The organism is Nocardioides sp., from assembly GCF_030149505.1.
Classification (GTDB): Bacteria; Actinomycetota; Actinomycetes; order Propionibacteriales; family Nocardioidaceae; genus Nocardioides.
Window position 1 is genome coordinate 13,584 of sequence record NZ_JASBRN010000071.1, and the last position, 16,285, is coordinate 29,868.

The 16,285-nt window shown below is 73.6% G+C and carries 21 protein-coding genes and 1 tRNA gene; 12 read left to right on the forward strand and 10 right to left on the reverse strand.

What is annotated here, in order from left to right; all coding sequences use genetic code 11:
- Window positions 1–74 precede the first annotated feature (74 nt).
- Together Q1V71_RS15360 and Q1V71_RS15365 are read right to left on the reverse strand one after the other, a co-directional pair.
- Window positions 75–803 (reverse strand): PAS domain-containing protein, encoded by a 729-nt coding sequence (locus tag Q1V71_RS15360; RefSeq protein WP_300644873.1) that lies wholly within the window; start codon window positions 801–803, stop codon window positions 75–77.
- Window positions 804–895: 92 nt separating this feature from the next.
- Complete coding sequence (locus tag Q1V71_RS15365) at window positions 896–2,017, reverse strand: alkaline phosphatase family protein (protein WP_300644874.1); 1,122 nt, start codon at window positions 2,015–2,017, stop codon at window positions 896–898.
- A gap of 43 nt (window positions 2,018–2,060) precedes the next feature.
- Between Q1V71_RS15365 and murI the strand changes: the two genes are divergently transcribed.
- Together murI and Q1V71_RS15375 are read left to right on the forward strand one after the other, a co-directional pair.
- Window positions 2,061–2,891: a glutamate racemase gene (murI, locus tag Q1V71_RS15370; protein ID WP_300644875.1), complete on the forward strand. Its 831-nt coding sequence runs from the start codon at window positions 2,061–2,063 to the stop codon at window positions 2,889–2,891.
- Window positions 2,888–3,658: an MBL fold metallo-hydrolase gene (locus tag Q1V71_RS15375; RefSeq protein WP_300644876.1), complete on the forward strand. Its 771-nt coding sequence runs from the start codon at window positions 2,888–2,890 to the stop codon at window positions 3,656–3,658. Before murI ends, Q1V71_RS15375 begins: the two co-directional genes overlap by 4 nt.
- A 45-nt stretch (window positions 3,659–3,703) precedes the next feature.
- Here the strand turns inward: Q1V71_RS15375 and Q1V71_RS15380 are convergent, their stop codons facing one another.
- Together Q1V71_RS15380 and Q1V71_RS15385 are read right to left on the reverse strand one after the other, a co-directional pair.
- Window positions 3,704–4,366 carry a response regulator transcription factor gene (locus Q1V71_RS15380; protein ID WP_300644878.1) on the reverse strand — a complete coding sequence of 221 codons (663 nt, stop codon included), beginning with the start codon at window positions 4,364–4,366 and terminating at the stop codon, window positions 3,704–3,706.
- Window positions 4,354–5,526 carry a histidine kinase gene (locus tag Q1V71_RS15385; RefSeq protein ID WP_300644880.1) on the reverse strand — a complete coding sequence of 391 codons (1,173 nt, stop codon included), beginning with the start codon at window positions 5,524–5,526 and terminating at the stop codon, window positions 4,354–4,356. Before Q1V71_RS15385 ends, Q1V71_RS15380 begins: the two co-directional genes overlap by 13 nt.
- Before the next feature lie 131 nt (window positions 5,527–5,657).
- Between Q1V71_RS15385 and Q1V71_RS15390 the strand changes: the two genes are divergently transcribed.
- The 5 genes from Q1V71_RS15390 to Q1V71_RS15410 all read left to right on the forward strand — a co-directional run bounded on the left by Q1V71_RS15390 (window position 5,658) and on the right by Q1V71_RS15410 (window position 9,471).
- On the forward strand, window positions 5,658–6,572 hold the full coding sequence (locus Q1V71_RS15390; RefSeq protein ID WP_300644881.1) for an ABC transporter ATP-binding protein: 915 nt from the start codon (window positions 5,658–5,660) through the stop codon (window positions 6,570–6,572).
- Window positions 6,569–7,426 (forward strand): hypothetical protein, encoded by an 858-nt coding sequence (locus Q1V71_RS15395; protein WP_300644883.1) that lies wholly within the window; start codon window positions 6,569–6,571, stop codon window positions 7,424–7,426. The genes Q1V71_RS15390 and Q1V71_RS15395 overlap by 4 nt, the downstream gene beginning before the upstream one ends.
- Before the next feature lie 86 nt (window positions 7,427–7,512).
- A complete protein-coding gene (gene rph, locus Q1V71_RS15400) occupies window positions 7,513–8,229 on the forward strand; it encodes a ribonuclease PH (RefSeq protein ID WP_300644884.1) in 717 nt (238 codons plus the stop codon).
- Window positions 8,222–8,893, forward strand: coding sequence for an RdgB/HAM1 family non-canonical purine NTP pyrophosphatase (rdgB, locus tag Q1V71_RS15405; RefSeq protein WP_300644885.1), 672 nt, complete (start codon window positions 8,222–8,224; stop codon window positions 8,891–8,893). The genes rph and rdgB overlap by 8 nt, the downstream gene beginning before the upstream one ends.
- Window positions 8,890–9,471: a 1-acyl-sn-glycerol-3-phosphate acyltransferase gene (locus Q1V71_RS15410; RefSeq protein WP_300644887.1), complete on the forward strand. Its 582-nt coding sequence runs from the start codon at window positions 8,890–8,892 to the stop codon at window positions 9,469–9,471. The genes rdgB and Q1V71_RS15410 overlap by 4 nt, the downstream gene beginning before the upstream one ends.
- 14 nt (window positions 9,472–9,485) lie before the next feature.
- Here Q1V71_RS15410 and Q1V71_RS15415 read toward each other — a convergent pair.
- Window positions 9,486–9,568: transfer RNA gene (locus Q1V71_RS15415), tRNA-Leu, on the reverse strand.
- A 93-nt stretch (window positions 9,569–9,661) separates the two neighbouring features.
- Complete coding sequence (locus Q1V71_RS15420) at window positions 9,662–10,636, reverse strand: alpha/beta fold hydrolase (RefSeq protein ID WP_300644888.1); 975 nt, start codon at window positions 10,634–10,636, stop codon at window positions 9,662–9,664.
- A gap of 65 nt (window positions 10,637–10,701) precedes the next feature.
- Between Q1V71_RS15420 and Q1V71_RS15425 the strand changes: the two genes are divergently transcribed.
- Window positions 10,702–11,250 carry a GNAT family protein gene (locus Q1V71_RS15425; protein ID WP_300644890.1) on the forward strand — a complete coding sequence of 183 codons (549 nt, stop codon included), beginning with the start codon at window positions 10,702–10,704 and terminating at the stop codon, window positions 11,248–11,250.
- 26 nt (window positions 11,251–11,276) lie between these two features.
- On the opposite strand, the gene Q1V71_RS15430 is transcribed toward Q1V71_RS15425, so the two are convergent.
- Entirely contained in the window at window positions 11,277–12,191 is a 915-nt protein-coding gene (locus Q1V71_RS15430; RefSeq protein WP_300644891.1) for a hypothetical protein, read from the reverse strand.
- Between the two features lie 40 nt (window positions 12,192–12,231).
- Complete coding sequence (gene bcp, locus Q1V71_RS15435; protein ID WP_300644893.1) at window positions 12,232–12,711, reverse strand: thioredoxin-dependent thiol peroxidase; 480 nt, start codon at window positions 12,709–12,711, stop codon at window positions 12,232–12,234.
- A 63-nt stretch (window positions 12,712–12,774) separates the two neighbouring features.
- Between bcp and Q1V71_RS15440 the strand changes: the two genes are divergently transcribed.
- A complete protein-coding gene (locus Q1V71_RS15440) occupies window positions 12,775–13,023 on the forward strand; it encodes a DUF3618 domain-containing protein (protein WP_300644895.1) in 249 nt (82 codons plus the stop codon).
- Between the two features lie 33 nt (window positions 13,024–13,056).
- Window positions 13,057–13,356: a co-chaperone GroES gene (locus tag Q1V71_RS15445; RefSeq protein ID WP_300644986.1), complete on the forward strand. Its 300-nt coding sequence runs from the start codon at window positions 13,057–13,059 to the stop codon at window positions 13,354–13,356.
- A gap of 171 nt (window positions 13,357–13,527) precedes the next feature.
- Here the strand turns inward: Q1V71_RS15445 and Q1V71_RS15450 are convergent, their stop codons facing one another.
- Window positions 13,528–14,703 (reverse strand): hypothetical protein, encoded by a 1,176-nt coding sequence (locus Q1V71_RS15450; RefSeq protein ID WP_300644897.1) that lies wholly within the window; start codon window positions 14,701–14,703, stop codon window positions 13,528–13,530.
- A gap of 380 nt (window positions 14,704–15,083) precedes the next feature.
- Between Q1V71_RS15450 and Q1V71_RS15455 the strand changes: the two genes are divergently transcribed.
- Together Q1V71_RS15455 and Q1V71_RS15460 are read left to right on the forward strand one after the other, a co-directional pair.
- The gene (locus Q1V71_RS15455) at window positions 15,084–15,533 is read left to right on the forward strand and encodes a hypothetical protein (protein WP_300644898.1); all 450 of its coding nucleotides are present in this window, start codon (window positions 15,084–15,086) and stop codon (window positions 15,531–15,533) included.
- Window positions 15,530–15,892 carry a hypothetical protein gene (locus Q1V71_RS15460; protein ID WP_300644900.1) on the forward strand — a complete coding sequence of 121 codons (363 nt, stop codon included), beginning with the start codon at window positions 15,530–15,532 and terminating at the stop codon, window positions 15,890–15,892. Before Q1V71_RS15455 ends, Q1V71_RS15460 begins: the two co-directional genes overlap by 4 nt.
- Window positions 15,893–15,926: 34 nt before the next feature.
- Here Q1V71_RS15460 and Q1V71_RS15465 read toward each other — a convergent pair whose 3' ends face one another.
- Complete coding sequence (locus Q1V71_RS15465; RefSeq protein WP_300644988.1) at window positions 15,927–16,277, reverse strand: hypothetical protein; 351 nt, start codon at window positions 16,275–16,277, stop codon at window positions 15,927–15,929.
- Window positions 16,278–16,285 lie beyond the last annotated feature (8 nt).

Consider the following 16,285-nt stretch of genomic DNA (forward strand, 5'->3'; position numbering starts at 1 on the left):
CGAGCCGGCGTGACGTTCCGGAAGGACGCGCCGGTTCGGCGAGGCACAGTCGGCCTCGGTGGTGAGGGTCGGGGTCAGGCGTCCGGGGAGCCGCCGATGCGAGCTGCCGCCTCGCGCTGGAGGTCGGAGTCGCCGCCGGCGAGCACCAGGTCGTCGAGGATCCGCGAGGCGTGCGCCAGGGTCTCCTCCACGTAGGCCTTGGCCCGGCGCAGGTCGCCGAGCTCGGCGGCGTACAACGCGGCCGTGAGGCCCTGGACGACGTTGTCGTTGAGCTCGCCGGCCTGGCGGCGGGCCTGCTGGGCGCCGGCGAGGCGCACCGCGACCTGCTCGTGGCGCTGCTCGGCGCGGACCCGCTCGGTGATGTCGATGCAGGTGCCGCGGAACCGGAGCGGGTTGCCGTGGTCGTCGGTGACCACCTGCCCGTTGGAGGCGAGGTAGCGGACCTCGCCGTCGGGTCGCACGATCCGCTCGACCATCTCGTACGGCTCGCCGGTGGCGTAGGCGTGCTGGTGGACCGCCCGGACCTTGTCCCGGTCCTCGGGGTGCACGTGCTGCATGAAGATCTCGTACGACGCCTGGATGGCCCCTGGCTCGTAGCCGTAGATGCGGAAGAGCTGGTCGGACCAGGTGTTGGTGTCTGTCTCGATGTGCCAGTCGTAGTCGCCCATGACGGCGAGCCGCTGGGCGTTGTCCACCCGGGCGCGCAGGTCCGCGAGCTCCGAGGTGACCTCCGCGAGCCGGCGCTCCAGCTCGCCTGCGTCCGCCTGCGGTGCCTGCTGGGTGGTTCCCTCGCCGGTTCCCATGCGTCCCACTGTGCTCCTCGCCCTGCCGGGCCGCAGCCGATCGGTGGCCGGGAACGGTAAAGACTGGGTCACGGCTGGCGACCGGGACGCAGTCACGCGGGGGGCGGCTCCAGGTCCAGCTCCTGTGCCGTGCCGACCGTGGAGCCGGGGATCGGTCCGAGACCGAGCAGGTCCAGGGCGAGGTTGGCGACGTCGGCGTTGCGCACGGGCTGTCGCTGCGCGGCGTACCCCGGCCGCCGCTCGCCCGGGTCGCGGTAGTCCTCGTTCAGCACGTAGAGGTCGGTGTCGGCAGCGACACCGTCGCCCCAGGCCAGGAAGGGGATCCGGTAGTCCTCGCGCCGCGTGGGGTCGGCGTGGCCGAGCCCCGAGCCGCCGTGGTCGGCGGTGAGCACGAGGGTCAGGTGCTCCCTGAGGACCGGGCGGCTCGCGACGGTGTCGAGCACCTCGCCCAGCCACCCGTCCACGGCACGTACGGCGTCGGCGTACTCCTGCGAGCCCCAGCCGTGCGCGTGCCCCGCGACGTCGGGGGCGGCGAGGTGGAGGAAGGTCACGGTCCGCGCCTCGCGGCGCAGGTCCCGCCGGGCCAGCGCGACCAGTCGAGCGCCGTCCTCACGGAGGGTGTAGCGGTCCAGCCCCTCGGGCCAGGAGCGCTGGAAGAGCGAGAACTTCGACTTGCCCGTGAACAGGGCGGTGCCGCCGCCGGCGGCGTGCACGCGGCTGAAGAGTGACCCCACGGGCTCGCCGGCCGCCTCCTGGACCGTGGTGCCGGGCTCGTCGGTGTTCCAGGTGACGCCGTGCCCGCCGAGCCCGGCGTCGATCCGCCGGCCGGTGAGCATGCTGGTGTGGTTGGGCAGGGTCTCGGTCTGCTCGACGACGGTGCGGGCCTCCAGCGTGCTGGCCCCCTCCTCGCGGAGGCGGGTCAGGACCGGCAGCTCCTCGGGACCGAGCTCGCGCAGCACCGAGGAGCGCAGGCCGTCGACGGTCACGACCAGCACCCGGCGCTCGGTGTCGAGCTGCTCGACCTCGCGTGGCATGGCTCCGGTGGTGCTCGAGGGGGTCGGGCTCGAGGCGGTCGCGATCACGGCGGCCGGTCCGGGGGGAGCGCCGGGGGGAGCGCCCGCGCTGCACGCCGCGGGGACGACCAGCACCAGGGCGGGGACCGTGAGGAGGGCCGCACGCGCCCGGGGGCGAGTGCGGCGCGTGGCACGCAGCACGTCCGGACCGTACCTCCGCCCGGCGGGTCTAGGGTGGTGTTCCGTGACGCTCCCGCAGACGAAGGACGCCCCGCTCGGCATCTTCGACTCCGGCTTCGGAGGCCTGACCGTCGCCCGCTCGGTGATCGACCAGCTGCCCCACGAGTCGGTCGTCTACGTCGGCGACACCGCCCGTCAGCCCTACGGCCCCAAGCCGATCGGGGAGGTGCGCGAGTACGCCCTGGAGTGCCTGGACCACCTGGTCGAGGAGGGCGTCAAGGCGCTGGTCATCGCCTGCAACTCCGCCTCGGCGGCCATGCTGCGCGACGCACGCGAGCGCTACGACGTGCCGGTGGTCGAGGTGATCTTCCCGGCGACCCGTCGCGCCGTGCAGGCCACCCGCAACGGCCGGATCGGGGTGATCTGCACCCGCGCGACCGCGGAGTCGATGGCCTACGACGACGCCTTCGCCGCGGCCCCGCACCTGGAGCTGCACACCCAGGTGTGCCCGCGCTTCGTGGAGTTCGTCGAGGCCGGGGTGACCGGTGGTTCCGAGCTGCTCGAGGTCGCCCACGAGTACCTCGACCCGTTGGTCGAGGCCGGGGTGGACACCCTCGTGCTCGGCTGCACGCACTACCCGCTGCTGACCGGCGTCATCTCCTACGTGATGGGCGACGGGGTCACGCTGGTCTCCTCGGCCGAGGAGTGCGCCAAGGACGTCTACAAGATGCTCACCGCGACCGACCTCATGCGGGAGTCCGGCGAGCCGTCGTACCACTTCCTGACGACCGGGGCGCCGGGGGAGTTCGAGGCCATCGGGCGCCGCTTCCTGGGGCCGGAGATGGTCGCGGCCGGGCAGTTCGCCGGCGGGCTGGTGGCCGGAGGTCGGCCATGAGCATGCGGCTGACCGTCGTCGGGTGCAGCGGCTCCTACCCGGGGCCGGAGTCGCCCGCGTCCTGCTACCTCGTGCAGGCCGAGCACGAGGGCCGCACGTGGAGCATCCTGCTCGACCTCGGCAACGGAGCGCTGGGTCAGCTGCACCGCTACGTCGACCCGCTGGCCGTCGACGCGGTCTTCCTCTCCCACCTGCACGCCGACCACTGCATCGACATGACCAGCTACTACGTCCTGCGCAAGTACCACCCCGACGGCGAGCAGGTGCCGCTGCCGGTCTGGGGCCCGCGCCGCACGTCGCGCCGCCTGGCCCGCGCCTACGACCTGCCGAAGAAGCCGGGGATGCGCGAGGAGTTCGTCTTCCACCGCCACCGCCCCGACGCGCCGCCGGTGCAGCTCGGACCCTTCAGCGTGCAGCCGGTTGCGGTCGACCACCCCGTGGAGGCGTACGGCTTCCGGGTCGCCGCCGGTGACCGGGTGCTGGCCTACAGCGGCGACACCGGCCCCTGCGAGGGCCTGGACCGGATCGCCGACGGGGCCGACCTCTTCCTGGTCGAGGCCTCCTTCCTGGGCTCCGCCGACAACCCGCCCTCGCTCCACCTCACCGGTGCGGAGGCCGCCGAGGCCGCCGCCCGCGGTGGGGCGGCCAGGGTGCTGCTCACCCACGTCCCGCCCTGGCACGACCCCGAGGTCGTCCTGGCCGAGGCGCGCACGACGTACGACGGGCCGATGGAGCTCGCGGTCGCCGGCTCGGTCCACGAGGTCTGACCTCGATCGGACCGCGCGGTCGGCCGGCCACCAGGCGCCCGGACCCTAGACGAGCCCGGCGTCGTGGACGCAGATGGCGACCTGCACGCGGTTGGTCGCGCCGAGCTTCTCGAAGACCCGCGACACGTGCGCCTTCACGGTCGGGATCGACAGGTGCAGTGAGCGGGCGACCTCAGCGTTGGACAGTCCGCGCCCGACCGCCAGCGCCACCTCCTGCTCGCGGTCGGTGAGCTCGGCCAGCCTGGCGCGCGCCGCGGCCTGCCGGTCGTCCGGGTCCTGGCGGCGGAGCCGGTCGATGAGGGTGCGGGTGGCCGTGGCCGAGAGCATCGGGTCGCCGGCGGCCACGGCGCGGACCGCGGCGACGATCTCCTCCGGCGGGGTGTCCTTGAGCAGGAACCCGTCGGCGCCGGCGGCGAGCGCGCCCAGTACGTGCTCGTCGGCGTCGAAGGTGGTCAGCACCACGACGCGCGGCGGATCGGGCCGCGCGTGCAGCTCACGGGTGGCCTCGAGGCCGTTGAGCACCGGCATCCGCACGTCCATCAGCACGACGTCGGGCCGCAGCGAGAGCGCCAGCTCCACGCCCTGGCGCCCGTCACCGGCCTCGCCGACCACGTCCAGGTCACTGGCGCCACCGAGCATGAGGGTCAGGGCCGAGCGGACCAGGGGGTCGTCGTCGACGACCAGCACGCGGGTGGTCACGACGCCCACGGCAGCCAGCCACGCACCACGAAGCACCCGTCGCTCCGCTCGTGCTCCAGACGCCCGCCGCCGAGCTCGGCGCGCTCGGTGAGCCCGACCAGGCCCAGGCCCGCGCCGGGCATGAGTGCGGAGCCGAAGCCCACGGGGTTGCGCAGCTCCACGCTCAGCCCCTCCTCCGGGGACCCGCTCAGGCTGACCGTCAGCAGCGCGCCCGGGGCGTGACGACCTGCGTTGGTGAGCCCCTCCTGCACGATCCGGTACACCGTGCGCCCGACCAGGTCCGGCGGGGTCCGGTCGGGACCGAGGGCGTCGACGAGCTCGACCCGCTGCCCGGCGCTGCGCGCCCCCTCGACCAGGTCCGCCACGTCGGCGTACGTCGGCTGCGGCGCGTCGAGCACGGCCCCGTCGGCGTCGCGCAGCACTCCGAGGACCACGCGGAGCTCACGCAGCGCCTCGTGCGCCTGCTGCTGGATCACGGCCGTGCCGGCGCGCATCTGCTCCAGGTCGAGGTCGGAGCGGTACCCCAGGGCGCCTGCCTGCATCGAGATCTGGGAGATCCGGTGGCCCAGGACGTCGTGCATCTCGCGGGCGATGCGGGCCCGCTCGTTGGTGCGCGACTGCGCGACCCGCAGCTCCTGCTCGGCCTCGGCGCGCTCGGCGCGCTGGCGCAGCGTCCACACCAGCTCGCGCCGGGAGCCGAGGTAGAGACCCCACCCGATCATCGCCCCGACCGCCACGATGTTCGCGACCAGCAGGACCCACAGCGAGTCCTCGGTGGTGGGGAGGGTGAGCCAGGTCCAGAGCTGGGCCGTGGCGAGGTTGAGCAGCCCCAGCGGCACCACCTCCCGCCACCGCCGGCGCGTGGCGACCGAGACCAGCGCGAGCACGGCGGGACCGGCCGAGGCGCCGGAGAACGCCGCGAGCACGGCCACCGTGACGGCGACGGCCACGGGGGAGCGCCGGCGCAGGTGGACCAGCACGTAGGCGACCAGGCCCAGCGCCAGGTCCGCCCCGGTCCACCACGGCGAGACCGACCACTGCCACGACGCGACCGGGACCCAGACCGTGGCCGAGAGGCCGAGCATGACCGCGAGCCGCCAGCCGTGTCCCCAGCGCGACAGCGGTGGCTGGAGGCCGTCGGGGTCGGCGCGGAGCTCGGAGGGGTCCACGAGACGACCCTAGGCGCCCCGCGACGGTGTCGGGAGGTCCCCGGGTCGCCGCCCACCCCCTACCAAGGTCGGGGGCGGTCGGCTCCGCGCGTCGGATGCGCCGCGCCGCGGGCCGCGGCAGGGTGAGAGCCATGATCACAGTCGAAGGACTCACCAAGACCTACGGTGGGTACACCGCGGTCGACGACGTCAGCTTCGTCGCCCAGCCGGGCCGGGTGACCGGCTTCCTCGGGCCCAACGGCGCAGGGAAGACCACCACCATGCGGATCATGGTCGGGCTCACCCCCGCCAGCCGCGGCCAGGTCCGGATCGGCGGCCACCTCTATCGCGACATCCCCAACCCCGGGCGCCACGTCGGCGTCCTGCTCGACGCCTCCGCCCAGCACTCGGGTCGGACCGGACGCGAGATCCTCGCCCTCGGTGCCCGCACGATGGGTCTGCCCTCCTCGCGGGTGGACGAGATGCTCGCACTGGTCTCCCTCACCGACGACGAGGCCAAGCGCCGGCTCAAGAACTACTCCCTCGGCATGAAGCAGCGCCTCGGCATCGCCCACGCGCTGCTGGGAGACCCGTCGGTGCTCATCCTCGACGAGCCGGCCAACGGTCTCGACCCGGCGGGCATCCGCTGGATGCGGACCCTGCTGAAGGGGTACGCCGACCGCGGCGGCACCGTGCTGCTCTCCAGCCACCTGCTGCACGAGGTGGAGATGATCGCCGACGAGATGATCCTCATCGGCCGCGGCCGGATCGTGGCGCAGGGCGACAAGAAGACCCTGCTCTCGGGCGACGCAGCCAGCACGCTGGTGACCTCCCTCGACAACACCGCGCTCGCCGCCGCCCTCTCCGCAGCCGGGCACACCGCCACCCCGGCCGGCGAGGGCCTGCGGGTCGACACCGACACCACGACCGTGGGCCGTGCCGCGCTGTCGGCCGGCATCGTCCTCACCGACCTCCGCTCCGGCTCCGCCGGGCTGGAGGACCTCTTCCTCACCCTCACCGCCGACACCCAGCGCGACGCCGCGCCGTTCCAGGGAGCCTCCGCATGAGCGCCGCCACCACCCCGACCCTCGATGTCAGTGGCACCGCACGGGTGCCGTTCGGTCGCTTGGTCACCGTCGAGCTGCGGAAGATGACCGACACGCGTGCCGGCCGCGTGCTGTTGTCGGTCACGGCAGGGTTGTTGGCCCTGCTGTTCGGCCTCGTCCTGCTCGTCGTCGCGCTGACCGACAGCGGACGGCCGAGTGCCAGCGACTGGATCAACATCCTCTCGATCCCCGTCTCGATGCTGGTGCCCGTCCTGGCCATCACGATCGTGACCCAGGAGTGGGGGCAGCGCACGGCTGTCGTCACCTTCGCGCTGGAGCCCAGTCGGCTGCGCATCGTGCTGGCGAAGCTGATCGCGGTGATCGCGCTCGGCGTGCTCACGGTCCTCTTCGCCCTGCTCCTCGGGCTCGTCGGCACCCCACTCGGTGCCTCGCTCGCCGGGGAGAGCGCAGAGTGGAACGCCACGGCGGGTGACATCGGCTGGACCCTGCTGACGCAGGTGCTCTACCTGCTGATGGGCTTCGGGTTCGGCCTGCTCCTGCTCAACAGTCCTGCTGCGGTCGCCGTCTACTACGTCTACGTCTGGATCCTCGAGGGCGGGGTGATCGCCCCGGGCATCCTCTACGTCCTGTGGATCGCCTTCGACTGGGGGCAGGCGGTCATCCCCTGGTTCAGCATGCGGATCGCGCTGCTGCCGTTCCAGCTCGGCGGCGACGACGGTGACTTCTCCGGTCTCGACGTCGACCTCGGGATCGACACCCTCGCCGTCGCCCGTCTCCTCGTGGCAGTCCTGATCTGGGTCGGGCTCCCGCTGGTGCTCGGTACGATGCGGGTCATGCGCGCCGAGCTGAAGTGAGTCCCGAGAGCGCCTGACGTCGTACGACGCCGGCGGCCGCGCACCCGCGGTCGCCGGCGTCGTCGTCGGTGGATAGCCTCGCGAGCATGACTGCTGCACCGCGCGAGGACGGCCGCGCCGACGACGAGCTCCGCCCCATCACCATCAGCCGAGGCTGGCTCGACCACGCAGCCGGGTCGGTGCTGGTGGAGTTCGGGAAGACCAAGGTCCTGTGCGTCGCCTCCGCCTCCGAGGGCGTGCCGCGCTGGCGCAAGGGCTCGGGCCTGGGCTGGGTGACCGCGGAGTACGCCATGCTCCCCGGCTCCACCCACACCCGCTCCGACCGCGAGTCGGTCAAGGGCCGCATCGGTGGCCGCACCCACGAGATCAGCCGCCTCATCGGCCGCTCCCTGCGCGCCGTCATCGACTACGAGGCGATGGGCGAGAACACCATCCAGCTCGACTGCGACGTGCTCCAGGCCGACGGCGGCACCCGCACCGCCGCCATCACCGGCGCCTACGTCGCGCTGGCCGACGCCTGCGCCTCGCTGGGCCGCACCGAGACCCTCACCGGCTCGGTCGCAGCGGTCTCGGTCGGCATCATCGACGGCGTCCCGCGCCTGGACCTGCCCTACGTCGAGGACGTCCGCGCCGAGACCGACATGAACGTCGTCATGACCGGCACCGGCTCCTTCGTGGAGGTGCAGGGCACCGCCGAGGGCGCGGCGTTCTCGCGCGCCGAGCTCGACGCGCTGCTCGGGCTGGCCGAGAAGGGCTGCGCCGACCTGACCCGGCTCCAGCAGGAGGCGCTGGCGCGTGGCTGAGCCCCGCGTGTTCCTGGCCTCGCGCAACGCCAAGAAGCTCGCCGAGATGCAGCGCATCCTCGCCGAGCACGCTCCCGGGCTCGAGGTCGTCGGGCTCGACGACGTGCCGGCGTACGACGAGCCGGTCGAGGACGCCCCCGACTTCGTCGGCAACGCGCTGCTCAAGGCGCGCGCCGGCTGGAAGGCCACCGGCCTGCCGTCCGTGGCCGACGACTCGGGGCTCTGCGTCGACGCGCTCAACGGGATGCCGGGCGTGCTGTCGGCCCGCTGGTCGGGCAGGCCCAAGGACGACGATCGCAACAACCGGCTGCTGCTCGAGCAGCTCGAGGACGTGCCCGACGAGCGCCGCACGGCGTACTTCACCTGTGCCGTGGCGCTGGTGCACGGCGACACGGACGACGACGAGCTCGTCGTGACCGGCGAGATGCCGGGCTCGGTGATCCGCGAGGTGCGCGGCGACGGCGGGTTCGGCTACGACGTGCTCTTCGTCGCCGACGAGCGGCCGGGCCTCACCACCGCGGAGCTCTCCCGCGAGGACAAGGACGCGATCTCCCACCGGGGCCGTGCCCTGCGTGAGCTGGGCCCGCTCCTGGCGGCCCGGCTCGGCGCTGTGGCGGGCACGGGGTCGGGCACGGGGTCGGGCGCGGCGGGGGAGCGCGCGTGAGGCCCGCTGCCCGACTTCGCTGGCTGCTCGCCCAGGTGCTGCTGCGGCTCTCGCGCTGGCGCACCACCGGCGAGGTCCCGCGCAAGGGGATCCTGGTCGGCTCCCCGCACACCTCCAACTGGGACTGGGTCCTCACGATGCTGCTGGCGTGGGACTCCGGCGTCACGATCCGGCTGCTGGTCAAGCAGGAGTTCTTCAAGGGCCCGGTGGGTTGGCTGCTGCTGCGCACCGGCGCGGTGCCGCTGGACCGCGCCAACCCCGGCGCCACCATCCGCCGGCTCATCGAGGACTCGGCCACCGACGACACCTTCCTGCTCGGCATCGCGGCCGAGGGCACGCGTAGCAAGGTGGAGTACTGGAAGTCCGGTTTCTACCGGATCTCCCAGCAGACCGGCCTGCCCGTCACCCTCGCCTTCGTCGACGGCCCCTCGCGGACCGTCGGCTGGGGGCCGACCTTCCCGCTGTCCGGCGACGTGCGCGCCGACATGGACCGGGTGCGCGCCTTCTACGCCGACAAGACCGCCATCCGCCCCGAGCTCCAGTCGGTCCCGCGGCTGCGCGAGGAGGACCAGGACTGACGTCCGCGTAAGGGTGCCGAAGGCGGGACTTGAACCCGCACGCCCAGTGGGCACAGCATCCTAAGTGCTGCGTGTCTGCCTGTTCCACCACTCCGGCTCGCGGAGGGAGTCTAGGCAGCGCCCGCCGTCCCGGCGTCGCTCGCCCTAGAGTCGCGGCATGGGCGACCGACGGGCGCGGGGGTGGCGCGGTTCAGCCGGGCGTGCCGACGTACGGCAGGACGGGCTGGCACTCCACGGGCTGCGCGCGCCGGGGCGCGAGTGCGTTGAGCATGAGCTGGGCGGTGGTCGGCGAGGCCACGACCTGGAAGTGCTCGGAGAGGTCGACCGGACAGATCTCCTGCAGCACGTGGTTGCGCATGCCCTTCTCGATGCCCGACGTGTACGGCGTCACCAGCTGGTCGTACTCCGTGACGATGTTGGTGTAGTCCACGCCCGGGACGGCCGGCCCACCGCCGCGGCGCATCTTCCGCCAGAAGTCCGAGCCGGCCAGCAGCTGCGGACCGGAGGCGAAGAACGGCGCGAAGACTGCCTCGACGACGGCGCCGAGCCCGAAGGCCCGGGCCGTGGTGCTGAGGGTGCCGAGTCCGGCGGCGTTCGTGCCGCTCCACAGCGGCGCGATCGCGACGTAGCGCCGGATGAGCTGCCCGCCACCGAGGAACTTGGCGTAGTAGTTGGGGACCACCGTGCCCTCGGAGTGGCCCACGATGTCGACCTGCTCGGCGCCCGTCGCCGAGCGGACCCGCGCGACGAACCGCTTCAGCTCGCGGGCGCTGCGCTGGATGCGGGTCAGCCCGCCGAACTGGTCGAGGCCGACGGGCTGCGACGGGGAGACGCCGTAGGTGAGGGCGAAGACGCAGTAGCCGTTGTTCTTCAGCAGTGGCGACATGGTCTGCCAGTTGGTGTTGCGGTTGCCGAGCAGGCCGTGCACCAGGACGACCGGGCGCGGGTTGCGCCGGGTCGGGCGGCAGTCCCAGTCGTTGGCGCCGGGCGGGGACGCGTCGAGCTGGGTCCCCGCCAGGATCGCGGAGGTGAGGAACGTGTACGGCACCGGCAGCTCCTCCTCGGCCGAGGCGGGTGCGGCCGTCGCCGGCAGCAGGCCGGCGGTCAGCAGCAGGGCCACCAGGGCGAGGCCGACGCGACGAGGAACGACGGGGAGGCTGGTCACACCGCATGGTCGCAGACCCGACCGACCGGGCGGGCGGTCGTCCGCCCCCGGAAGGAGGCCGGGCGATGAGTGCTGACGGCGTCGTGCCGGCGCCGCCGGTGCGGGTGCCCGGCGACGGGGTGCTGCTGCGCGAGGTGCGCGAGGACGACCACGTCCGGGTGCTGGAAGCGTTCGGCGACGGGCGGACGGCGCTGTGGAACCCCGGCCCGACCACCCTGGCCGGGGTCGAGGAGTGGGCGCGAGGGCGCAACGCCTGGGACGGCACGCACGCCTCGTGGCTGGTGGCCGACCAGCACACCGACGACGTGCTCGGGGCGGTGTCGCTGTTCAAGATCGACCTGGACCAGGGCGACGCCGAGGTCGGCTACTGGGTCGCCCCGTGGGGCCGCGGCCGGGGCGTCGCGGCGAGCGCGGTGCGGTCGGCAGCGGCGTACGGCTTCGGGGCGCTGGTGCTGCGCCGGCTGCACCTGTTCCACGCAGTCGAGAACCCGGCGTCGTGCGGGGTCGCGCGCAAGGCCGGCTTCCTGCACGAGGGCACGCTGCGCGAGTCCTACCGGTACGCCGACGGGCGGTTCCACGACGAGCACCTGCACGCCCGGCTGGCGACCGACTGACCTCACGCCAGCGGGGCAGGTGCGGGTCAGATCCCGCAGTGGGGCGCGAAGAAGGCCCGCAGGTCCCCGCGCACCTCGTCGGAGATCGGCAGGTGGAAGGACGCGTCCTCCGGCAGCCCCGGCGCTGTGAGGTGCACCGGGAACAGTGTCCCGACCTTGTCCTCGGCCAGCGCGTGCGCGTCGCAGCGGCTGGGGGTGATCTCCAGGACCTCCTCGAACGTCGTGCCGGCGGTCAGGGGCACCGGCTCGACGTCGGGGAAGAGGCCCGAGGTGCCGGCCACGGTGAACAGCACCGTGCTCTCGAACCCCGCGAAGGCGACCTCCGGTCGCTCGCCGGTCGCCTGGATGCTCACGGGCAGCAGGAAGCGCGAGCCACGACCGGTCCCGACGACCTCGTGCCGGCCGAGCTCCAGCTCGGCGGCCTCGGTGAACGTCGGTTCCGCGCAGTCGCGGTCCATCAGCTGCCCCACGGAGCCGTAGAGGTCGGTGGCGGTGGAGGTGGAGCGGACCCAGGGCCCCCCGCCGATCCGGTAGGTGAGGGTCACGTCGGCGTCCGACCCCGAGCCGCACCGGGTCGGCGGCAGCGCGAGCTCGAGCTGCAGCTGCTGCTCGAAGGTCTCCTCGCCGGTCCAGGTCACCGGGTCGAAGCGGTCCGAGGAGACCTCGGCCCGGGCCACGGTGACGGGGCCCTCGGCGTCGTCGAGGACCTGCACGGTGATGGTCCGGCCGAGGCGGAGGATGCGGTTCTGGTCGAGGTGCAGGACCAGGCGGTCGGGGTGGGGCACGACCTCGGGCGCGCTGCTGGAGCCGGTCGCGGCGGGCGCCTCGGTCCCGTCGCCGCCGCACCCGGCCGCCACCAGCGCCAGGGCGGCCACGGACAGCGCGGCAGCCGCCCACCGGCGTACCGGAGGGTGCGGGTGCCGGGTCAGCGTGCGGCGCACCCGACCACGCTAGCCCGGGCCCGACCCTCGCGGGGTCCGCTCAGGCGTCGAGCCCGAGGTCCTTGCGCAGCTTGGCGACGTGGCCGGTGGCCTTGACGTTGTACTGCGCGACCTCGATCGCCCCCTCCTCGTCGACGACGAAGGTGGAACGGATGACGCCCTGGACGACCTTGCCGTACATCTTCTTCTCGCCGAACGCGCCGTAGGCCGTCATGACCTCGCGGTCGGGGTCGGAGAGCAGCCGGATGCCCAGCGACTCCTTCTCGCGGAACTTGCCCAGCTTCTCCGGCTTGTCGGGGGAGATGCCGAGCACCTCGTAGCCGGCGGCCTGCAGCGACTCCAGCGAGTCGGTGAAGTCGCAGGCCTGCTTGGTGCAGCCGGGGGTCATCGCCGCCGGGTAGAAGTAGACGATCACCTTGCGGCCGCGCAGCGAGGACAGGCTCACGTCGGCGCCGGTGTCATCCGTGAGGGTGAAGTCGGGGGCGGTGTCGCCAGGGCTCAGGCGGGGGGTCTCGCTCATGCGCGTGACCTTAGCCAAGGACACCACCCGGGCAGGGGCGTCGGGGTTGGTAGGTTGCTGCGCGTGAGTCCGGACCCCAGCGCCCTCGAGCGCGAGATCGAGGAGACCCGCGAGCGCCTCGCGGGCACCATCGACCAGCTCCTGCACCGCACCAGCCCCAAGACGATCGTCGGACGGGAGATCTGGACGATCAAGGCGCACTACGTCGACGTGCAGACCGGTCAGCCGCGCACCGACAACATCCTCAAGACCGTGGGTGCGGTCGCCGGGGTGGTCGTGGCGTTCGTGCTGGTCCGCAAGATCACGAGCTAGGGCTGCGCCGTGGGTGACGGCACCCCGATCAAGATGCTGCACGACCGCGTGCTCGTCGAGGTCGACAAGGAGGCGGGGGAGCGTCGCTCCTCCGGCGGCATCGTCATCCCCGCGACCGCCGCCATGGGCGCACGCCGTCTGGCCTGGGCCCGCGTCGTCGCGGTCGGCCCGCACGCCAGGGCCGTGCAGGCGGGCGACCGGGTCCTCTTCGAGCCCGACGACAAGTCCGAGGTCGAGGTCCACGGCGAGCTCTACGTCGTCATGCGCGAGCGGGACGTCCACGCCGTCGCCGCCGAGCGGGTCGGCGACCAGGCCACCGGCCTCTACCTTTAGCCGCCGACGCCCGCCGACGTACGCCGACGTACGCCGTCGGCAGGCTCGACCCCCGCAGGCACCACCGCGCCCCGGACGACACGGTGGTCGCCCGGGGCGCGGTCTGGCGCACTCCCTCCCCAGAGGTGCGTCATGCTCCCGCGCCGCCCCCACGGGGCGCGGGAAGATCGGTCACCGGACCCGGACGGTGAGGACCTCGCTGGTCCAGTCGCCGGCGACGAGGCGGTAGCCGACGCTGCCGCGCTTGGCCTGCTTCGGGTAGGTCACGGTGGCGGTGCCGTCCGCGGTGGCGACGGTGCCGACGGTGCTCCAGGCGCCCCTCCTCAGGCGCTGCAGCTCCAGGGTGCGGCCCTCGAGGCCCGTCACGACGATCGTGTCGGCGCCGAGCCGCTGGCCGCGGGCCAGCGTGGTGGTGCCGGACCGGTAGCCGGCCACGAGGTCCGCGGCGGGCTCCCCGGGCACGGTGCCGGTGCCGCCGGTGCCGGGCTTGACCACGGCGTACCCGTTGCGGGCGCCGGTCGTGGGCGAGGGCTCGCCGAGCGCGCACTCGACCGCGCCCTGCCAGTGGTAGTTGGTGCCGCCCACCTGCGTCCAGACCACGGCGTACGACGTCACGTTGGCCGGCCACAGGCGGTGCTGGCTGTAGACGAAGGCGGTCGTGCCCGACCAGGTGCCCTGGTCCAGGTGGTAGTTCAGGGTGATCTCGCCCTGGTCCGTCATGAGGCGGATGTTGACGTCGTTGGACTGGCCCGCGGGGATGTTGCTCGGGTAGGCCACGACCAGGCCGTCACAGCCCGGGGTCTCGTAGGTCCAGTCCCAGTCGAAGCCGCCGCCCGGCGTGGTGACCGGCGGGTTCGGGGTGCTCTCGGGCTCCTCGACCGGCTCCTCGGGGGTCTCCGGGTCGACCGGCTCCTCGGGGTCGGTGGGGCCGACGGGCGGCTGCTCCGGGGTCTCGGGGTCGGTCGGCCCGACGGGCGGCTGCTCCGGGTCGGTGGGCTCCTCGGGCTCCGTCGCGACCGGCGCGGTGAAGAGGGTGTAGTGCGTGAGGTTGCCTCCCTCGGTGTGCCGCAGCACCAGGGAGCTCACGGGGGTCGCGAGGACGACGGTCTCCGGAGCGCCCGTGGTGCCCTTCAGCCCGGCGGACTTCACGCAGTACCCCGTGATCACCTGGCCGGCGGGTGCGTCGACGAGCAGGGAGTCGGAGCTGCCCGGGACCGGAAGGGCGTCGGGGCAGTTGCCCTGGCTGCTGCCGCTCGGCGCCGCGTCGGCCGCGGTGGCACCGGCCACGAGGCCGCCGACGAGGACGCCGGCGACGGCGGTGGTGGCGAGCAGGCTGCGAAGGACCATGAGAGGACCGTGACAGCGGCCCGCGCCCGTGGGAAGGGACTTGGGGAGACCTTGAGCCGTCGTGCGGCAATCTTGAGGCTTCCTTGAGCAAACCGGCTCCCGAGCCGTCGTCCGGCCCTCGCCGGCCGAGCGCGCGGCGTACGCCGCGCCGTTCGCTCCCGGCCCGACTGATCGCGCATGTCCCCGCAGCGCAGGTCCTGCCGCACGCGCGGCTCGTGGGCAGCCCCTTCGTGCAGGAGGACCGCGGGCGCGGGCTGGCCCGACGGGTGGTCGAGCTGGTCCGTACCACCTCCGGACCCCTCCGCCGCGGTGGCGTGACCTCCCGGAGCGGTGCTCGTTGTCCCGAGCACACCGCACCAGCGCCTGGAGGGAGGCCCGCGATGAGCACCACGGTCACGATGGCCACCCGCACCGTCGAGGTGTCCGGCGCCTGGGCCGGCGGCACCTGGATCGACGCCGCCGTGCTCGCCCACGCGCACCGCTCGGCCCGCGGTGGCTTCGACTTCACCGTCCGCTCCGCCGAGGTCGCCGACGCTCTCGTCGCCCACGGCCTGGCCTCGCGCGTCGACGGCCGCACCCTGCGCGGCAGCGCGTCGGTCGCCGACGTGTGCGACGTCCCCGGGCCCCGGCGCTCCCAGCCCGCGCAGGCGGCCTCTGCCGCCCGCGAGGTCCGCGGCTGGTGCAGCTCCACCCACCACGTCGAGCCGGTCCGTGCGGTCGTCGAGGGTCGTCGTGGCCGCTCCGCCGAGGACCCCTGGGCCGAGGACGTCCGGCTGTGCGCGCGGTGCGCCGACCTGCTGGGCGACGCCGGCTTCTTCCAGGTCGCGTGAGGCCCGCCGTGCTCCCCACGATGTCGCTGGACTCCTTCCACACCGCGCACCTCGACCCCGCGAGCGGTTACGGCCTGGTCGTCTGCCCCCGGCCCGAGGACGACGTCGTGCTCGACGGCAGCTCGCTGCACGTCGCGGCCTGGGACCACGCGTGCCAGTCGCTGGCCTCGCTGGGCTGGGCCCCGGTCCGGGACGACGCCGGCTTCCTGTCCTACCTCGGCGCCACCGCCGATGGCGGCCTGGTCGTCGAGGCCCGCTCGTTCCGGGCTCCCGCGCAGTCGCCGGACGGCGAGACCCTCCGCACGTTGTACGCCGCCACCGGGCTGGTCACGCAGGCCGTCCGTCCCCGGCGCGGCTGAGCGGCCCTCGGGCCCGCCGGCGGCCGTTGCCCGCTCAGCTCCGGCGGCGCAGCGTCTCGCCCGTCCACAGCGCGAGGACCACGAGCACCGGTTGGAAGAACAGCCGCACGAGCCGCTTGGTGTCGGTGTCGAGGCCGAAGGCGTCGGTGCCCTCGACGTACTGCGCGATGTTGCCCGGGAAGATGGCCACGAAGAAGGCCGCCAGCAGCCCGCCGACCACCGGGCGTCGGGCCCGCGGGGCCGCGATGAGGGCGGCACCCAGGCCGATCTCCACCACCCCGGAGCCGAGGACGGTCAGGTCCTCGTCGACCGGGAACCAGTCCGGCACCTGGGCCTGGAACTCCGCGCGCGCGAAGGTGAGGTGCGCGGTGCCCGCGAAGACCATTGCGGAGC